An 18,494-nucleotide genomic window follows, 5' to 3' on the forward strand; every position below is an offset into this window, starting at 1 on the left:
ATTATTGATTATATTTTTTCAAGTCTCGGCACTATAACATTATATTCTTGGTTATCTAATTTAATGTTAGATTGTAAGTCTACCAAACCCTCACAGAAAATACTGTTATTTACTTCAAAAACGAGCAGTTCATCGATCCAGTCATAACTTAAACCTTCTTCAGAATGCATTCCTATGGTTACTGTATACACTCCTTTATTCAGGTAACATGGAAGCTGAAATATAACTGTTAATTGTTGCTTGTTTTCTAAGTTTGGTAATTTAAGATTAAGTAACTGACTATTAGTTCCATAAATTACTAATCCCATCAAATTTCTAATTGAAATGCCTACAATTAAGTCTGATAGTTCAGCTTGGGCTTCTAGGAAGACGCTAATCTGGTAAGTTTTCCCTGTTTCTAACTTGATAATATTTTTACCTTCTAAATCATTAATTTGAACGTTTTTAATAATAGCCAATTTATTTCCATGTCTATGCATAGAATTATTCTCTTTATTTTTGATGAAATCATTATCATTATTTAAAATTTCTGTTTCTTCTAGATTTTTTTCTTCAAGCTCCGCTTCGTTTGGCGTTGAGCTTAGTAAAGCAATGTAATGATTTACAACTTCTTTGGGATTACCTATTTCTAGCATTTTTCCATAATTCAATAGTACTGCACTCTTACACAACATCTTGACACTTCCAGAATCATGAGAAACGAATAAGATAGTTACTCCTTGTTCTTTTATCTGACGAATCCTCTTCATACACCGAGCTTGGAATTTTGCATCCCCGACAGCTAGAGCTTCATCTACAATTAAGATACTCGGTTCCGTATTAGCAACAACTGCAAATGCTAGTCTTAATACCATGCCACTGGAATAAGTTTTAACAGGATGCTCTATAAAATCTCCAATCTCTGCGAAAGCAGCAATATCATCAAATTTAGCTTGTATCTCATCTCGACTTAACCCTAAAATTTGCCCATTAAAAAATACATTTTGCCTTCCAGTAAATTCAGGATTAAATCCGCTACCTAGTTCAAGTAAAGCTGAAACTCTACCGTTAACCCACACCTCGCCTGTCGTTGGTGTCAAGGTTCCAGCAATTATTTGTAGTAATGTACTTTTACCAGAACCATTTTGACCAATAATTCCTAGTGTTTCTCCTCTAGGAATCTCCAAGTTAATATTATGTAATGCCCAAAACTCTTGAGCGTGGCTCTTACCAGGTAGTAAAATTTCTTTGAGCCTATCTACCGGACGAGCATACCGCTTGTAGCACTTTGAGATATTCTTCAGCGAAATTGCAATCTCCTCACCCATAACACTGCATACTTAAACTACTAATAAATTCCACACGTACAACTTTATCAATTAACAATTAACTAAGTAATTAAAATTTTGGCTTTTTGTCGAATCATATCGTTATCTACTATACAGTTCACATAGCATTTGCTTGTTTTAAGAGCAGTTGAGTAATGAAACTTGGCTACAACACATCGGCAAAAGTTGGACACAAACGCTTATACACTGTAAAACCACAACAAAATATAATTGTTGCTATCACACAAGCAACTCCCCATTCACCCCAATGTTTAACCTCCCCAACTAAAACTATGTCGCGATAAACTTCAGCGATCGCTGCTATTGGATTTAACCAGAATACCAAACTCCGCCATTGCTCTGGAATTGCTGATGCTGGATAGACAAGCGGTGTGGCATAAAACCAAATATTTAAAATCACTCCTAAAGTCTGCGGGATATCTCGCAAAAACACCGTTATTCCTGCTGCTAAATAGCCCAACCCTGCTGTTAGCAATAACTGCGTTAGCCAGACCAAGGGTAATAGCGCCAACGTAGCATGTAAAGTATGAGCATTTACCGCCACGAAAAAAATCAATGCCATTAAACCAAAGGAACTCTCAATGAATGTTGACAAAACTGGCACTAGGGGTAACAAAGCTAGAGGAAACACCACCTTTTTGACTAAATTCGGTTGTCCTAGTACTGAACTAGAGGACTGCATTAGACCACCAGTAAAAGCAATCCAAGGAAGTAACCCTGCAAATAGCCACAAACCAAAGGTGAAATTATTTGCTGGTAAACCCTTGAGAGTAGTCAGTTTCACCTTCAGAACAGTGGAAAACACATAAGTATAAATCAGTAACTGTGATAGCTGATTTAGCAAAGGCCACAAGTTGCCCAAAACAGAACCCTTGTAACGCACCTCTAAATCCCGGCGTACTAGAGTTCTCAGTAAGTCGAACTTTACCCACAACTGTTCATCTATGGGCAAGATGTGCCTCCATCTCCTTACCTTACGTACAACTACCCGCATTGTCGGCAACAATTTTTGCTTCCTCGCTGACTACTCATTACCCACTCACCTAATTTCTCTCATTGAAGCCTATTATATTTATGAAAGTTCCTTTTTTAGGGACTTTCAAATAAAAAATATCCAACTACTTCTTGTGAGGTGGGCATCTCACCCGCCTTTGACTATGGGTGGGCAGGATTCCCCCCCACAAGATTGGATAATCTATTTATTTGTTGGAAATCCCTTTAGTGTTTTTAGAATCTATCATTACCATAAAATTGGATCAAAATTATCTTGGTAATTATACAATGAATCAGTTATTGTCAAGTGTATTTTTACTACAAATATAACTTCTATTTGCAAGGCTGCTTTCCTTGTTAAGGATGCGAGTTTTTGCTTAGAGGATGTTTTAAAAGTCCTATTGTCGGTATCAAAACGTTCTAGATCGTCCTAAATCCACGCCACTTGACGCCAGTCCGCTCAAGCCGGGAGACCCGCCCATGCGGCTGGCTCCTCTACTTGGGGAGACCCCTATTCTGGCAGTGGCTAAGAGATAAATTGGGGGACTTTGATTCCGGTTCCCTCCTTAAAAAGGGAAGCCAGCGCGGGAATAGGGGTTTCCCCAAGTGGAGCGACTGGCGTGGGTTAGGGGGAATCAATAAGTGCCTCAAATCACAGCCAAACACTTTTAAAACATCCTCTTAACTCAAGTTATCTGGATCAATTCCTTGCGATCGCAAATACTGTGCCAATCGCTCTGCCCGTTGATATTCCTGTTCAGCCCGTTGGCGCTCTTGCTCTGCTTGTTCTCCTAGTGTCGGCACCCAACCCGCTGGGTTATACCAATGCAACCACAAACCTATTGTCTGCTGATAAGTGCCTTGCCAAAGACCCAATCCTAGTTCTAACTCTTCCAACCATAGGCGGTTCTCTGGTAAAGCTATTGCCTTGTAGCGAGTACCTATAAGTTGAAAGGCACGCAAATAATTTTCATAGCGATCATAGACAACATAGTAGGGAACCCGCAAAATGCGTTCATACACTTCCCACTTTGCTGGGGGTCGGTTTACTTGCTGTAGTGTTTTTCCTAAGTCTTCTTGTTCTGTACATGGTGAAAGTAATTCAATAATCAAATCGGATAACGACCATCTTCCTCCCAGACTACCGAGGAATTGCGCGATCGCTTTTCGATGTCTTTGACTAAAAAAAGTCTGGGCATCTATTTTCGAGGCAGTGCGTTGCGGGGGTTCCAAGAGTTGTAGCAACTGCCGTTCGATTTCGCAACTGCTGACGGCTAAAATAGATTGTTAGATTCACACTTATATTCTCGCTGGTGAGAAATCCGGGTTTATGGGCATCCACTAAATAATACTAGTAAACTCATGCTCTTACTCTTGGGATAATATTGCTATTTTCTTAAATTGAACTGCCATAGGTCGAAGATCATTAGGTGCAAATGTAGTTTGATGGTTATTCCAGTCTTGATATTTGAAAATAATCTTATTTAATCCGGTAACACCTTGAAAATTAAGACTGCGTTCAATCTCTTCTGCTGCTTGATCAGAAATAATCTTCACTACTAATCCATTAATATCTACATCTATACTTTGAGTATTAATTAGATTGATAAACTTGAAGTTTAGCATTAGGGTTTGAGGCTTAGATAGCTTAAAGCTTAGGATAGTCTCTGGTCTTAAACCCCAACGCCAACTACCATCTTGAGCATTTTTTTCAATGTCGCCTAATCCTGCAATAGTTAAATTCTGAGGTGAGTTAATTTCTATCAAATTTGATTCGGATAAATCTAGGAGAGGCTCAAATTTAAGACTACTACCTAATTTCAAATTAACTTGATTTTTTAAATTAATAGGTTTGGGAATAAATTTTATTCTTCCTGCCACAGGGACTGTTGTTTCTATAGCAGGGATACCAAAACGTTTGTAGAACCCATCAATACACTCCTCTGGGAAAAAATCTGTATATAGATTAATGCCAGCAAAGTCATTTAACTTATAAAAATCTGTAAAAAAAGACCATTCTTCTGTTCTGAAACAACGCTTTTGATGGGTAGCTTTAAAAATATCTTTTTTGTTGGGAAAAAATAGCTTATCCCAACCACTATTAAGATATGGTTCTATTTGGGAAGGATGTAAACGACCGAAGTACTGCCCCATTACTTTCTTGTTATGAAACCTTGCAAGAGCGAAAATACCAGAATTTAAATGGTAGTACGGGCAAAGACTGGCTGCACCAACTCCATTACCGCCTGCTATACAGAAAGGCCAATCTAATACAGCTTCTCCTGGCTGTTTTTTTACATAGTTCATATAAGTAAAGAAATTTTTATCAAATGTGAAATTCTTATCAACTGAATAAGGATTATAGTGCAGCTTAATAAAGTAAGCAGTACAAACTTCAGTACAAGCTAGACAAACTAAGAGTACTGAGAGTATTTTTTTATTATGCTTACGCAATCCATTAAAATTAATTTCTAAAGCAAAAAGACAGAGGATAACTGGATAAATTGAAGTAATAGGTTTGCGATTAAAAGCAAGCCAAGGAAATATATTTAGTGTCGGAAAAGTTATTGGATTATATAAGACAAAGATTAGGAAAATTAAAAGTAGTGGTATGTAGATAGTAAAATGTTTGCGTGCTTGCCATAAACCCAAAATAGCAACAATTACTAAAAACCAACCAGGACTGCCAGCACCTATATTTTCTGGTGTATCACTGAAGAATTCTGTAATATAAGGTTTTGCTGGATTAAATCCCGGAAAAAAAGGAATAAATAACCTTAAAGGGTGAACCCATAAACCTTGACTAATAATGCCAGTAAAGTCAAATTTCTTAGTTTCTCTAAGAATTTGCCAGATTAAAGGTATATAGATGTAACTCAAAATAGAACTTAAGCCAATAAGAAACAATGATATACGAGGATAGAGAAAAAACTCTTTTTTATATAGTCTAATAGTTAGTAGGATGTGCTGAAAAGTTAATTTACCTTTCAAGTATCTAGCGCCAAAGACGATAGCAATAAAAAGGGTAGAAACTGTGAAAGAAGTTAAGGAAAAACCAGCTATATATCCTAGATCTTGACCGAGGGATAAAACAAGTAAACAAGTTCTCAATAAAATCAATCTTAAAGACACAACTTGACCGGAAGTAATTCTCTTAACTATGAGAAAATCAGCTATAAAACTAAGAGTAGTCCAATGCAGTACAGCTTTACTAATATGTACTGGGTATTCCATAATTCCATAAAAATTGCCATAGGAAACAATATATCCAACACCAATAGCACGAGTATAGCCATAGTCACGGAAAAGTAGTAAAAAAGCCCCAATTGCTGTAATTAATATAGTGAGTAAATAATAAATCTGTAACCAACCTCCATGACCAAATGATTGTAAGAATATAGCGTAAAAAATATCTCTTTCAAATGCCCAAGGTTGAAATACACTATTTGTTCCATAAGGATAAAAGACTTGGGTATTATCAATATTTAGTATAGGGAATGGTGAAAAGCTTAAGTTTTTAGTTAGATAAAATCCGATATATTCCCAAATATCTATATCGCTACCTCCAGCTAAAGGTTGGGTGAAATTCTTAATAAAGAGAAAGCTAAAAGCGCCAGAAATAAATATAAATAATAATATTTGTATGATGAAAAATTTGGTTTTAAGATATGAATAGATATTCATCACTTGCTCGTAAGGATTCAGGTTTAAAATTGTGGAATCAAAGATGGAAGAGGTTGGGAGCAATGAACAAAAGCGGGGAAATTTTGCTCAAAAAAATCAATAGTTATAGTGGCAGGTTTTGGTTCATAATTGTGATCCTCTACCCTTTGTCTCCCTTTTGTCAATATTCCACCACCTGAATCCTTACATTCAGTGAATGCTCAATCCGATTTGGTTGACGGGTTACTTTAAAACATAGAGCTAAACGTGATGTTATTTTTATTCTTCGGTCTAGTTACGCAATTAAGGTTAAGCCTGCATCTGATGTTACAGTCTTACCCTGGAAATTAACTATGACTGGAATGTGAATCTACTTTTTCAAATTGGTGCACGGTTTTGAAGACCAACGGGGTTGGTGACAACCTCGTTGAGTTTACTTTACTCGGTACTATAAGCCGAAGTACTCAGCACTCCTGAACTCTCCCTGAATCAGTGACCGTTGAGTCACGGATTCCGGTACACTTAGACTTGGTTTATCTGAAATCAGGCATGGAAATCGGACAAAAGGTTAAAGTTTTTCGTTTGCGCGATCGCGTTTCCCCCCCAATTGTGAAAAAACTAGGACAAGTGGGTATCATTCAAGGCTACAAAGTCACCGATGGTGGGATCGGTGTAGTGGTGCTGTTTGACGACAATTCTTCCACTTGGTTTTTTGAAGATGAAATCAAACCTGTGTAGTAAGAAGAACTCAGATCGGGTTTTTCTTTGACTCTGAAGTTTAAAGTACAGGCTGAGATTCTTTATTGAGTGCTAAGTTGGAGTTGAAAAGCTCGGCGGTGAAAATAGGAATCAAGTCATGTCTCTAATATTGACATTTTTGGGCAAAGGCGGCACCGCTCGTACCAAAATTGCGATCGCCGCCGCCAAATTATTGGCAAGTCAAGGCAAGCGCGTACTCCTAGCAGGACATTCGGAACCAGCATTGCCAATATTGCTGGGTATTCCCATTGCTGCCGATCCCCAAGAAATCGCTCCTAATTTGCAAGCAGTCCAGTTTCAAGCATCTGTACTACTAGAACGCAACTGGGACGAAGTGAAAAAACTTGAGGCGCAATATCTCCGCTCGCCCATCTTCAAAGACGTTTTTGGTCAAGAACTGGTAGTATTACCAGGCATGGACAGCGCCCTGGCTCTGAATGCTATCCGCGAATATGATGCCAGTAGCCAATATGATGCGATCGTCTACGATGGCACAGGTGACTCTTTGACGTTGCGAATGTTGGGTTTGCCAGAATCTCTCAGTTGGTATGTCCGGCGATTTCGGCAATTGTTTGTCAACTCCGATTTGGGAAAGACGATTACTGAATCGCCCTTGATTCAACCACTGATTAGCAGTTTTTTCAATGTCAACTGGACAGCAGATAACTTTGCAGGGCCCACTAACCAAGTCAATAATTTCTTAGAAAAGGGGAGAGCCGCCCTTGCTGATCCCAAGCGTCTGGCTGCTTTCTTAGTGACTACGGGAGATCCCATTGAAATAGCAAATACTCGTTATTTGTGGGGTAGTGCTCAACAAATCGGTTTAACTGTCGGTGGGGTTCTGCTTGTGTCTTCTGAGACAAACGTCAACCTGTTAGAGGAATTTACACCCCTAAGAGTGAGCGTTGTTCCCGACTCGCCAACAGGTGACTGGCAACCCCTGATAGACGCCCTACCCAACTTTGAAGCACAAGCCTTACAGGCTCCTAAACCAATTGAAATAGACATCCACAATCGTCAAGTACGCTTATTCTTACCAGGATTTGACAAAAAGCAGGTTAAGCTCACCCAATATGGGCCAGAAGTCACGGTAGAAGCAGGAGACCAGCGACGGAATATTTCTCTACCCCCTGCTTTGAGTGGCAGACCCATTGCTGGAGCAAAGTTTCAGAATAATTATTTGATAATTTCGTTTTAAGTTAGTTAGGAACAAAGTTAGGAGTTAATAGTGAGGAGTTAGGAATAAAAATAATAATTTATAACTTCTAACTCTTAACTAATAATTCATAACTCCTAACTTCTAACTTCTAACTCATTAAGAAATCCTATGTCAGAATCAACTCCGATTATCCCAGACCCCAACCCATCTGAGGCACTAGACTCAGTGGCAAACAATCCCAATGAGGAAGCGCTCACATCTGCCTCACGCAGTGCGAAAACTAGGCAGTTGCTGGGGATGAAAGGTGCAGCGGCTGGGGAAACTTCAATTTGGAAAATTCGTTTGCAGCTAATGAAACCGATTACCTGGATTCCCCTAATTTGGGGCGTAGTCTGTGGTGCGGCTTCTTCTGGTAACTATACCTGGACTCTGGAAAATGTGTTGAAGGTAGCAGCCTGTATGTTACTGGCTGGACCATTGATGACAGGTTATACCCAAATCCTCAATGATTACTATGATCGCGAAATCGATGCGATCAATGAACCCTATCGCCCCATTCCCTCTGGGGCAATTCCACTATCCCAGGTAATTATTCAGATTTGGGTATTACTGATTGCTGGTATTAGTTTGGCATTTGTGCTGGATGTGTGGGCTGGTCATGAATTCCCTACAATTACAGCGATCGCGATCATTGGTTCAATGATCGCCTACATTTATTCTGCACCTCCCCTGAAACTCAAGCAAAACGGCTGGCTAGGCAGCTACGCCTTGGGTGCAAGCTATATCACCCTACCTTGGTCTACAGGACACGCTTTGTTTGGTGATCTCAATTCCACAATTGTGATTTTGACAATGTTCTACAGCTTGGCTGGATTAGGCATTGCCATTGTCAATGACTTTAAGAGTGTAGAAGGCGATCGCCAGCTAGGATTACAGTCACTACCCGTAATGTTTGGCATTACCACTGCGGCTTGGATTTGTGTAGTGACGATTGATGTCTTTCAAGGATTGATAGCAGCTTATCTCGTCAGCATCCATGAGAATTTGTACGCAGCAATACTAGTACTGTTAATCATCCCACAAATCACCTTGCAGGATATGTATTTCCTCCGCGATCCCGTGAAGAATGATGTTAAGTACCAAGCCAGCGCCCAACCCTTCCTTGTTCTAGGAATGCTGGTCACTGGTTTAGCGTTGGGTCATGCTGGCGTCTAACTTATACTTCTATAGTCAGAAGTTCAGAATTAGGAGTAAAGCCGGAGACGCTCCGCCTCCGGTTAGGAGTTAATATACTTCTAACCCTAATTTGTATCAGGACATACTGTGTTTCAACTAATATCTTTCCTCATTCATGGGATTCAACCTTTTTTAATCCCTATTTGCTTTGTCGTTGCTTGGACTGTAATTATTCTCGTTGTTTTGAGTCTCTGGGCGGCAGCGCGAGATAGTGTGACTACAGCCAAGCAAATGCATCAAATCCCGTGTACTGGTTGCCAATTTTTTACTGACAATTACCGTCTTAAATGTACTGTACGCCCATCTATTGCCAATACAGAAGAAGCGATCAATTGTTCTGACTATCAACCGAGGACGAATCCTTATTTGTACTAAGCAGGGGAACCAGGGGAAGCAGAGGGAGAATAATTAATGACCCTTGACTATTGACTTTTGACCAGAAAGAAAAAGGTTTACCCTGAGCGTAGCCGTAAAGCCTGCGGCATAGCTTCGCTTAAGGCGTAGCCTCTCGTAGAGAAGGGTACAAGCCCCTAAATTTATTTATGGAAAATAAAAAAATGTATTTCGAGACCCATAGTACAAGAAATACTACCTCAGTTGACTCAGAGCAACTAAATTTATTTATGGGGTTCAAAATGTTTGACTTTTGAATGAGTGACTTTTGACTTCCCCGTTCGCGTAGCGTCTCCTAGAGTTAGGGCTGACCTTTGACTAATTCAAAACCTCAAACCAAAAATTGATTGATGCTAGTTCAAAAACTTCAAGACTGTCCGGAATTCATCGCAGGAGATAACACCATTTTGCGAGAACTGCTACATCCAGATAAGCAACCTTTGGCATTGCGCTATAGTTTGGCTCATGCAACACTGCCAGTAGGAAAAACCTCTCAACCCCATTCGCTCTCTACTTCAGAAGTCTATTATATTCTCAGTGGCACGGGAGAAATGCACATTGATGATCAAACCCAGATAGTTCAGCCGGGAGACGCTGTGTATATTCCTCCTAATACGCGGCAATTTATTTATAACTCTGGCATCGAACCGCTGGTATTTATTTGTATTGTTGATCCAGCATGGCGTAAAGAAGATGAAACAGTTTATTAAAAACCAGTTACAATCATAAACCGCATCTACCTTGAAAACTGTAGTTTTTTGGAATTAGATTAAAGCTCATAACTCAAGCCACCACCCAATAATATACTCTCCTTAAAAACTCCAGGTTTCAAAATGGACATGGTTTGGTCTCAAAGTTTAGAAAAAATATCAGCATTTTTCAACAATTACTTACTTTGAGCCGTTAATTTTGCTTAACCAAGTAACCAGGTCATCTGAGTCAAGTGCTATCTCGCTTCCTAAGGTTTTGATATAAAGAAGTCCGTCGCTAATAATTAAATCTCTAATTGGATACCATGAATCTCGTGTTCTAATCAAAAGTTCCAACGGAATCCCTGGTCTTGAAGTATACTTGCGATATTTCCACCAAGCTCGCCATATAAAGACAGATTTAGTACAGTGCATCTCATAGCCTTTGGGAGCTTCGCAGTATTGATACTGATAGAAACCCCGATTATCTACTTCTCCTTTGAGGAGATAGCTATATTCTGCTAATGCTTGATTTATCAATTCCCACTGGGATGATTTTGGAGAAATCAAGAATTCAGATAGGGTGTTAGATAGTTGGACGGTAGCAATCACGCCTTCAGATTTCGCTGTCAGCTGGTTGGTTTTATACACTGTTTGCGCTATCAAAGCAGAATTTGACAACAAAACGTCTTTTTTCTGGATAGAGCTTTGCACAAACTCTCGAATTAAATCTAGATTAGACAACATAAAATTATTTACACTAAATTAATCAGTGTAATGAAAGCTACAACACTACTTAAGTTAGGAACTACACTGCTCTTGCACTAAAATCAGGATTATCACCAGCTTTATTTATACTCAATTCTTTGTTTGACTAGAGTTTTGTTAAGTTTAATATCGGGTATGCCGCCGCCTAGTAAGTTGGTTGACCAAATTACTGTTTCCAGGCAGCAGAGCGGCAGATTAGATTAAATTTTTACGCCTTCCAGAAAAGGTTTAAATACTGGAACTAATTCGGGAAGACTGACAACAAGGGTGGGAAAAGAGCGATCGCTATAATCTTCTCCTGTTGATAAAGGAAACGGCTCGGAATTGAGCGATAACCAAACGCCGCCAGCAGCCTGGACAATTACCCAAGCCCCCGCTAAGTCCCAAACTTTTGGTGTCGCCTCAATACCTCCTAGAGTAGCCCCAGTGGCAACTGTCAAAAAGTTATAGCTAGCCACACCCAACATCCGAATTTTGCAGGGAAAGCCGTTTTGGATAACTGCGGTGCTACGGGAACAGAGGTTAAAAAAGTGATTATTACTGGGACTATCAACACTGGTGTGGATGGGGTGGAGGTTGAGAAATGCTCCTATTGGTGTTGCTAAACCAGATGAACCTGCCCAGAAACCATGAAAAGCTTGATTCAAGGTAGGTGCGTAAATATAACCAAAAATGGGCGTGCCTCGATATAGTAAACCCAGTGAAATTGTCCAGATGGGAATACCGCGCGTGAAGTTGGTTGTACCGTCTAGAGGGTCAATTACCCAGCACCACTCAGTACCGGGAAATGACTGATCGCTCTCTTCGCTCAAAATGCCGTAACCAGAGAAATTAGAAGCGATCGCATCCCGAATTTCCTGATCTGCCCATTTATCTGCTTGCGTCACCAAACTACCATCAGCTTTTTGGGAAGCCTGTACTTGCCCAAAATCTTGCATAAGCTGCTTGCCCACTCTGGTAGTGGTAGTTTGGGCAAAATCAAGAATTGTTGTCCAAAAATCACTCATTGATTAATTCTCGCGCAAAGACGTTCCTGAGCCAAGATTAGGTAGATTCGGGTTGGGTTAAGTTTCTAGTTTAGTCTAAATCGCTTTCTAAAACCGAAGCGATCGCTTGCTTGGTACTGGTTTGAAATTCTGTGACGTTCACCCGATTCAGAAACCAAATCGACACCACCATTCCCACGGCTTCGAGAGCAAATACTAGTCCATAAGCTAAAACTAAATTGGGTAGTAGCTTGCGACCTATATCCAATAAACTACCACCTAAAACCACTGCCACTCCTCTAGAGACAGACTGCGCTAATCCCCATGCCCCAATAAACGTACCTGCGGCTTCTGCTGCTGTGAGATCCAACATTAAACTAACTGCTGCTGTAGTTAAGACACCAGTTGCTAAACCGAACAAAATTAAACTTAGCTTTAGGAAAGCTGGATTAGCTGTAAAGCCTGAGATGCCAATTAATACTGTACAAAATGCCACTAATATGCATCCTAGTCTTGCAGTTCTCCGCTTACCTAAACGTGGCACAATCAAAAAACCACTCACACCGTAAGCAATCAGTACGCCTGTTCCATAAAAAACGTTCAGTTTAGTACTTTCAGCCAAAGGCATTTTAAATACTTGACCTGCGTAGGGTTCCAAAACTGGGTCTTGCATAAACAAGCAGAGAGTCATCACCAGTAAAAAGGTGAAAAATAAACCCGTTTGCGGACTAGCCGTCAAAATTTCCCAGGCTTTGCCCAGAGTAATGCTGTCTTCTCGATCTACCAGTGTGGAACGGCTTAAGTATTGGGAGTATTTTTTTTCCACGCCCAATGTTGCGGCGATCGCCAAACCAAATACAATTGCTGGGACAATAATAAATAATCTGTTGACGGAAGCCTGTAAAGTTACTGTCGTTGCATTTGGTGTTAGCAACTTGGAACTGATAATCGCCCCGACAATAATCCCCACCATCAACATCGACCAAACCACACCCACTACTTTGGAACGGTTATCTTCTTCAGATATATCCACCAACAAAGCAGCAAAAGCAGTACCGCTAGCAGAAATTCCTAGACCGTATACAGCAAACACTAAAGCCAAAAGCGCTGTCCAGCCGATTGTTTGGGTTGTCCATACCCAACCACCTGCACTACTTGCGGCAAGATTGAGCTGCCACATCACTTGTATTGCTAAAAATGCTGCGATCGCAAATATTGCCGCACCCACCCAAACATAAGCTGTGCGGTGGTATCCCCATAACGGCTTGGCATCGGAAATCTGGCCGAACCAGATACGGGAAGGAGCAACAAATAAAGGCAGTGCTAGAACTACTGATACCAGCGTTGCCGGAATTGCTATTTCTTGAATCATGACTCTGTTGAGTACGCCCAGAGTCAAAATGGACATCATGCTCAACCCCATTTGAAATAAACCCAGCCGGAACATGGTCAGCAGGTTTACCCTTGGCACAGATAGGGATTTTGTTTTGGTATCAAATACTTCACCGCTTGCCATAACTACTTTTTGGTATGGTTTATGGAATATAGTCTTTCTTTAAATAACAATAAACTGTTCGATAAAACTTAAATCCCATATTCCAAAAAAACCTCCAGTTACTTGGGGGCATCAATTTTTGGGTTTGGCGTTAGAGATGCTCATGACTTCGCTGGAGTTGGGACTTGGTAGCAGAGGACTTCGGTCTCTAAACTTTGCATAGCCCCTTTACACTTACTCCCCCGAAAAATTGTTATGCTGCGTCGCTACTGCACACTTCTCGCCGAAGGTTATAGAATTTCATCCACTAGAATCGTACCACCCTTACAAAAATCTATACTGAGATGATAATCTTCAAGCAGCGCAGTTCCAATGAGTGGACGACGACCCATTGCTAGCGCTGCAATATTACGCTCCACACCATTCCATACAATTGTTGCCAAATAAACATCGGTTTCCACACTGGAATTGTTAGCGAGGTTTGCGTTGATGTTGATGAGGTAGGGCAAACCAAGAGCAGCAATCACAGAAGGCGGCAAAGTTAAGAACCCTTCAAACCCTGTATCAATAACACATTCGATTTCTACACCTGAACGTTCTCTTGGAAGAATAATCACACTCATTCTTGCCTGAAGTCCAACTACAGTCCCATGTATCACTGTGCCGTCCTGAGCAATGTACCACTAACTGCATAAACGGCATCAAAACCAATTCTTTCTCCCCAAAGTGCTGCATCGGTTTGCTTGGATCGTAATCGAAGACTCGTTTCGACTAAATCATCACCGATTTCGTAATCTCCTGTTTCAACATTAATCAAAATAATTTTGCCAATGTTCTCTTCTGTCTCAACCTTGGCACGGATACTTCTTTCATAGAGTTCCTTTCCACGTCGGGCGACTTCTTGGCTACTGAGCGTAGGGTGGGACATAAATAAATCCCCTGTTTAAGCAGCTAGATTCTTCACTTCATTGTAGAGCAGAAGCTATATAGCTTAGAGAGCAATCCTTGATTCTGTAGGAGGTAGGAGAGCGATCGCGCCAAAATGTGACACATTAAGATGCTCATAACTTCATTAGAGTTGGAATTTAGTAGCAGGGGACTCCAGTCTCTAACCTTTGCATAGCCCCTCTCTTTACAGTCTCCCTAAAAAAGCTCTAAACGCTAATCATTTAGCATTTATGTGTTCTATTTAACTCAGTGTTTTGACTTTATGATAAGCAGAATTTTTACCTTTCGCATTGGGTAAATGCGATATTAAACCTCTTGTTACCAGTCCTTTTATTGTTTTTTTGTAGTCATAATCAGACTTAAAATGACATATATTCTTGATTGTACCAACAATAATCTTTTCGTGTTTATCTAGATAATCTAAAATAATTTCTTCTGATGATGCTAGAGCTTCATGACGTATGTATACTATAAAACTATTAGATTTCTGATCCATTATTGGAGGCTTTAAACCTAATATTTTCATAGCTCTAAATGCTGTATTCAATCCTTCACCAATATCTTTATTAGGTGGAGATGGAAACTTATTGATGATCCTAACTAAATTGCCATTTCTAGAACATCTTTCTTCAAGAATGTTTTTAACAGTAATATGCCCTGGTAATGTACCTGGGCTTTCCACTTCAATACGATTATCAAATACTCTAATATGAATATCATCGGCAAGACTGTAGTCTCTATGTGAAACCGCATTAGTAATTATTTCATGAAGTGTTTCAGTCGGATAATTAATTTTTTCTAATCCACAATCATCTAATCTCGGTATTGATTCTACTATGTCTTTTGTCTTTTCAACTGCAACTTTTATTTGTCCATAAATATCACCTTCAATAGTTATTGGATCAAAAGCTAAACTCTCTATAAAACCTTCAGTGTTTCTCGTTTTATATCTATATATTTTAATACCACAGTTTTTGGGTATAATTGCTTGCGGGATATCTGAAAATAATAATATTCCACATACAGTTGGTAAATCTTTACGTATCAGCTTTTGTTTCCTTAACCATTGTAAAGGCTCTGATTCAACATTATTTTCTGTCAGAAAATTTAAAATTATATTTGAGTTAGTAATTTCTTCAATTTCAATATTATAAAGTGTTTGATTTTCAAAAGAGTCTATTCCTTTATCATATAATATTCTTCTAATACCTTGCTCATTCTGACGTTTATTTTCTGCATTCCTTCTTAGATAAACTTCCTGATCAGAAGCATAAATTAAGGTATTAGTTTTAGGTATCTCAATATGCAATATCAAGTTTTTACTAGAAAATAATAAAAATTCATATGAACATCTTTGTTCTGTATGAAATAAATCATCAATAGTTCTAATAAAATCGTTGGCATCTTCTTGTTTTTTAAACCCTTCCCAAAATGGCTGCTTTTCTTGTTTTCCATTTTCTAAAATAGTCTTTTCTGCAATTCCAAGATATACCTCTCCACCATCAGCATTTGCCAATGCTGAAATTGTCTGTGTTAGTTTTGCTGGTTTGATTTCAATTGCTTTTAAATCTAAAAAATGGTTCTCTTTAAATTCTAATATTTTTACATATTCTTTGTACATTACATTTTTAATTTTAATTGACATTTTTATCTCCTTATAAATCATCATTTAAGTACAGTAAGTACTACCTATCGTAATCTTATGATGCCCAAATGAATATCAAAACTACCATTCGGAATAAGCTAAGACAAAATCAGTTTTGTCAACAGTAATTACGCTACATATCAAAAAATTAATGAAGTATAAAATCCAGCTTAATATTGAATCGTAAGGGTAAGAATGAATGATGCTTTGAAATATGAACGGTAGGTGTAGCCCGCCGTAGGCATCGCTAGCTTAAAAGTTGTGTTTTCCACCCCGATTTTTGGCAGAATTTTAAGCACTATTGCTTATTGACAAATTCTTTATGACCTTAACCTGTCACCAATGCCCAATGCTCTATTCGCAGTCTTGCCCATGACGATACACTATAAAAGTCAAAAAGCTTGAACAAAGACTTATGACAATATTGAGTAGGAACTAGCTAAAAAATAGCGATGTTAATTAAATTGGCACTTAATTTATTAGTTCAGCATACTAGGTAAAGCAATTAAATCCAGGATTCGACTGAAAAGCTGTAAACTTGCTGAATCCTAGTGAAGTCGCTGTCAGTAGAGACGAGAGTAATATTATGATAAATTGCTATTGCGGCGATCCATAGATCATTATCATCAAAACCGAGATCCTGAATGCGGACACTGCGGCGTTTGTTTTTTTCTTTTGGGGCAAATTGACGAAAAATGCGGTTCTTCAGTTGACTATATATCTCAGCTATTTCTTTGTTGATCAGATAGATATCAATCTCTGTCAGGAATGCTTGAACCACTTGTAAATTCATCTCTCGACGCTCTGATTTTTCTGTCATGTAGAGCAACTCACCATAGCTAATGATGCTAATCCCAAAAGGATCTTGAGCATAGCTTTGAGCTGTTGCGACAACTTGAGGATTGTTGTTAATGAGATAACTACAGTGATTGGTATCCAGCAAATACATAAATTATTGGCTTAAAACTTCGCTTTTGAGCGAGTTGCATGAAGAAATGCTAGGCACTCCTCTAGGTCGTCTCCATGCCAATTACCAGCAAATTTGAGCAAGTCTTGACCTGTATAACCTCGTCTGATAACAGATTGAGAACGATCGCCACGTTGTTTGATTTCAGCGATCTTAGCAGCAAAATCTTCAGGTGGTTGTGCTAGGGTCTCATCTTGCAGAGGAGAATCGGGCGGAGTGTGTGCTTGCTCTAAAGATGCCAGAATCGAAGCTCCAGTGGAAGGTGATTTGGTTACTTCTGATTGAGATGGAACTGTTTTCTGAAAAACAAGAAATGCTATATATTGCTCAACCTGAGTCAGTTGGTCATCAGGAAGTTGAGCAATCTGTTGTTGAAGTTGACGGCGGCGGTCAAGGATAGTCATCGGACACCTCGCAGGAACAACTGAACTTTCATTTTACTCGATTGATACAGTGGGAATGGTTTTGACAATACACTATAAAAGTCAAAAAGCTTGAACAAAGACTTATCACAACATTGAGCAGGAACTAGCTAAAAAATAGCGTTGGCGCTAGCCTTGTCGTCAGACATCGCACTCCAGCAAGTACAATCAGGGTACAACTACTGTTGTACCTCCAAGGGCTAATAAAATGAAACGGACACTCTATATTCCTGATGAGTTGTAGACACAACTTGACCAATACTTAAAAGACCACCCAGAGCAAAACCCATCAACTGTTGTACAGGCAGCACTGGCGGAAAAGTTACGCCCCAAAAATAGTTCAAGGCTACTATCGCTGGCAGGAATCGTAGAAAATGCTCCTACAGATGCTTCAGTTGATGAAGATTATTTGATACAAGGATGATGCGTCTCATTTTGGATGCAGTCCCCCTGATTGCCTTCTAACCTGATACGAACAAAAACACTAAAAAAGATTTTAAAGTAAACCTAATAGTAATACTTACTAAAGTTATAGTATTGCGCTGTAACTTTATCAGACGCAATCAAGCCACATAAAAATATCAATGTAAAAATGTGGTTTTAACTACGCTATTCCATTGAATTAGTAAGATAAACTTGCCGTATGTATGTCCTCAAACTACTTACCTTCATCTAGTTACAAAAAAGGCATAAGCAATGAACAAAGAACCAGTCAAAGTAGTATTATGGGAAGAAAACCAAAAAGATTTTCTCAAAAAGTTCTATGATCTCCAATTTACTCCCAGGGTAGGAGAGGAAGTTTACCTAAAAAAGGAGAGATGGAAAGTAACCAGAGTTGAGCATGATTTAGAAATTAGTGAGATTAATGTCTACATGGAATTAATCAAAAAAGCCAAGCAGGACAAATCATCTAATTCATAAATAAAAGTAAATACACTCAACTATAGCAATCCTATTTGATTTGTGAGAATTGCAGCACGCAGATCCCCAACTTTGTAAAAGTTGTTGGGGATCTTGTTTCTGCGCGTTTGATTCAATATTTA

The 18,494-nt window shown here is 39.2% G+C and carries 17 protein-coding genes and 2 pseudogenes; 6 read left to right on the top strand and 13 right to left on the bottom strand.

What is annotated here, in order from left to right; translation table 11 throughout:
- Positions 1-8: 8 nt before the first annotated feature.
- From V7K85_RS26805 to V7K85_RS36685, 5 genes and pseudogenes are all read right to left on the bottom strand, one after another.
- Positions 9-1,307 carry an ABC transporter ATP-binding protein gene (locus tag V7K85_RS26805; protein ID WP_334818232.1) on the bottom strand — a complete coding sequence of 433 codons (1,299 nt, stop codon included), beginning with the start codon at positions 1,305-1,307 and terminating at the stop codon, positions 9-11.
- A gap of 166 nt (positions 1,308-1,473) precedes the next feature.
- Positions 1,474-2,322 carry an ABC transporter permease gene (locus V7K85_RS26810; protein WP_334818354.1) on the bottom strand — a complete coding sequence of 283 codons (849 nt, stop codon included), beginning with the start codon at positions 2,320-2,322 and terminating at the stop codon, positions 1,474-1,476.
- A gap of 680 nt (positions 2,323-3,002) precedes the next feature.
- Positions 3,003-3,478, bottom strand: a pseudogene (locus V7K85_RS26815) (Uma2 family endonuclease); the annotation flags it as partial.
- A gap of 211 nt (positions 3,479-3,689) precedes the next feature.
- A complete protein-coding gene (locus V7K85_RS26820) occupies positions 3,690-6,005 on the bottom strand; it encodes a hypothetical protein (RefSeq protein ID WP_334818234.1) in 2,316 nt (771 codons plus the stop codon).
- Between the two features lie 190 nt (positions 6,006-6,195).
- Positions 6,196-6,345, bottom strand: a pseudogene (locus V7K85_RS36685) (transposase); the annotation flags it as partial.
- Positions 6,346-6,533: 188 nt separating this feature from the next.
- Here V7K85_RS36685 and petP point away from each other — a divergent pair.
- The 5 genes from petP (at position 6,534) to V7K85_RS26845 (ending at position 10,241) form a co-directional block, all read left to right on the top strand.
- Entirely contained in the window at positions 6,534-6,722 is a 189-nt protein-coding gene (petP, locus tag V7K85_RS26825; RefSeq protein ID WP_298919462.1) for a cytochrome b6f subunit PetP, read from the top strand.
- A gap of 118 nt (positions 6,723-6,840) precedes the next feature.
- Positions 6,841-7,941 (top strand): Get3/ArsA fold putative tail anchor-mediating ATPase NosAFP, encoded by a 1,101-nt coding sequence (locus tag V7K85_RS26830; RefSeq protein ID WP_334818236.1) that lies wholly within the window; start codon positions 6,841-6,843, stop codon positions 7,939-7,941.
- A gap of 129 nt (positions 7,942-8,070) precedes the next feature.
- Positions 8,071-9,117 (top strand): chlorophyll synthase ChlG, encoded by a 1,047-nt coding sequence (gene chlG, locus V7K85_RS26835; RefSeq protein WP_334818238.1) that lies wholly within the window; start codon positions 8,071-8,073, stop codon positions 9,115-9,117.
- 108 nt (positions 9,118-9,225) lie between these two features.
- Entirely contained in the window at positions 9,226-9,513 is a 288-nt protein-coding gene (locus V7K85_RS26840; protein WP_334818240.1) for a hypothetical protein, read from the top strand.
- A gap of 368 nt (positions 9,514-9,881) precedes the next feature.
- A complete protein-coding gene (locus tag V7K85_RS26845; protein ID WP_334818241.1) occupies positions 9,882-10,241 on the top strand; it encodes a cupin domain-containing protein in 360 nt (119 codons plus the stop codon).
- Positions 10,242-10,421: 180 nt separating this feature from the next.
- On the opposite strand, the gene V7K85_RS26850 is transcribed toward V7K85_RS26845, so the two are convergent.
- The 8 genes from V7K85_RS26850 to V7K85_RS26885 all read right to left on the bottom strand — a co-directional run bounded on the left by V7K85_RS26850 (position 10,422) and on the right by V7K85_RS26885 (position 17,433).
- The gene (locus V7K85_RS26850) at positions 10,422-10,967 is read right to left on the bottom strand and encodes a hypothetical protein (protein WP_334818243.1); all 546 of its coding nucleotides are present in this window, start codon (positions 10,965-10,967) and stop codon (positions 10,422-10,424) included.
- A gap of 221 nt (positions 10,968-11,188) precedes the next feature.
- Entirely contained in the window at positions 11,189-11,995 is an 807-nt protein-coding gene (locus tag V7K85_RS26855; RefSeq protein WP_334818244.1) for an inositol monophosphatase family protein, read from the bottom strand.
- A 70-nt stretch (positions 11,996-12,065) separates the two neighbouring features.
- Positions 12,066-13,490 (bottom strand): BCD family MFS transporter, encoded by a 1,425-nt coding sequence (locus V7K85_RS26860; protein WP_334818246.1) that lies wholly within the window; start codon positions 13,488-13,490, stop codon positions 12,066-12,068.
- Positions 13,491-13,759: 269 nt separating this feature from the next.
- A complete protein-coding gene (locus tag V7K85_RS26865; protein WP_334818356.1) occupies positions 13,760-14,092 on the bottom strand; it encodes a clan AA aspartic protease in 333 nt (110 codons plus the stop codon).
- 32 nt (positions 14,093-14,124) lie between these two features.
- The gene (locus V7K85_RS26870) at positions 14,125-14,397 is read right to left on the bottom strand and encodes a hypothetical protein (protein ID WP_334818248.1); all 273 of its coding nucleotides are present in this window, start codon (positions 14,395-14,397) and stop codon (positions 14,125-14,127) included.
- A gap of 261 nt (positions 14,398-14,658) precedes the next feature.
- Entirely contained in the window at positions 14,659-16,062 is a 1,404-nt protein-coding gene (locus tag V7K85_RS26875) for an ATP-binding protein (protein ID WP_334818249.1), read from the bottom strand.
- Between the two features lie 505 nt (positions 16,063-16,567).
- Positions 16,568-17,011, bottom strand: coding sequence for a type II toxin-antitoxin system VapC family toxin (locus V7K85_RS26880; RefSeq protein WP_334818251.1), 444 nt, complete (start codon positions 17,009-17,011; stop codon positions 16,568-16,570).
- Between the two features lie 11 nt (positions 17,012-17,022).
- Entirely contained in the window at positions 17,023-17,433 is a 411-nt protein-coding gene (locus V7K85_RS26885; protein WP_334818253.1) for a hypothetical protein, read from the bottom strand.
- 714 nt (positions 17,434-18,147) lie between these two features.
- On the opposite strand from V7K85_RS26885, the gene V7K85_RS26890 reads away from it, so the two are divergent.
- Complete coding sequence (locus tag V7K85_RS26890) at positions 18,148-18,372, top strand: hypothetical protein (RefSeq protein WP_334818255.1); 225 nt, start codon at positions 18,148-18,150, stop codon at positions 18,370-18,372.
- The last annotated feature ends 122 nt before the right edge of the window (positions 18,373-18,494 follow it).

The sequence above is a fragment of the Nostoc sp. genome (assembly GCF_036917615.1).
In the GTDB taxonomy this organism is placed as follows: Bacteria; Cyanobacteriota; Cyanobacteriia; order Cyanobacteriales; family Nostocaceae; genus Nostoc.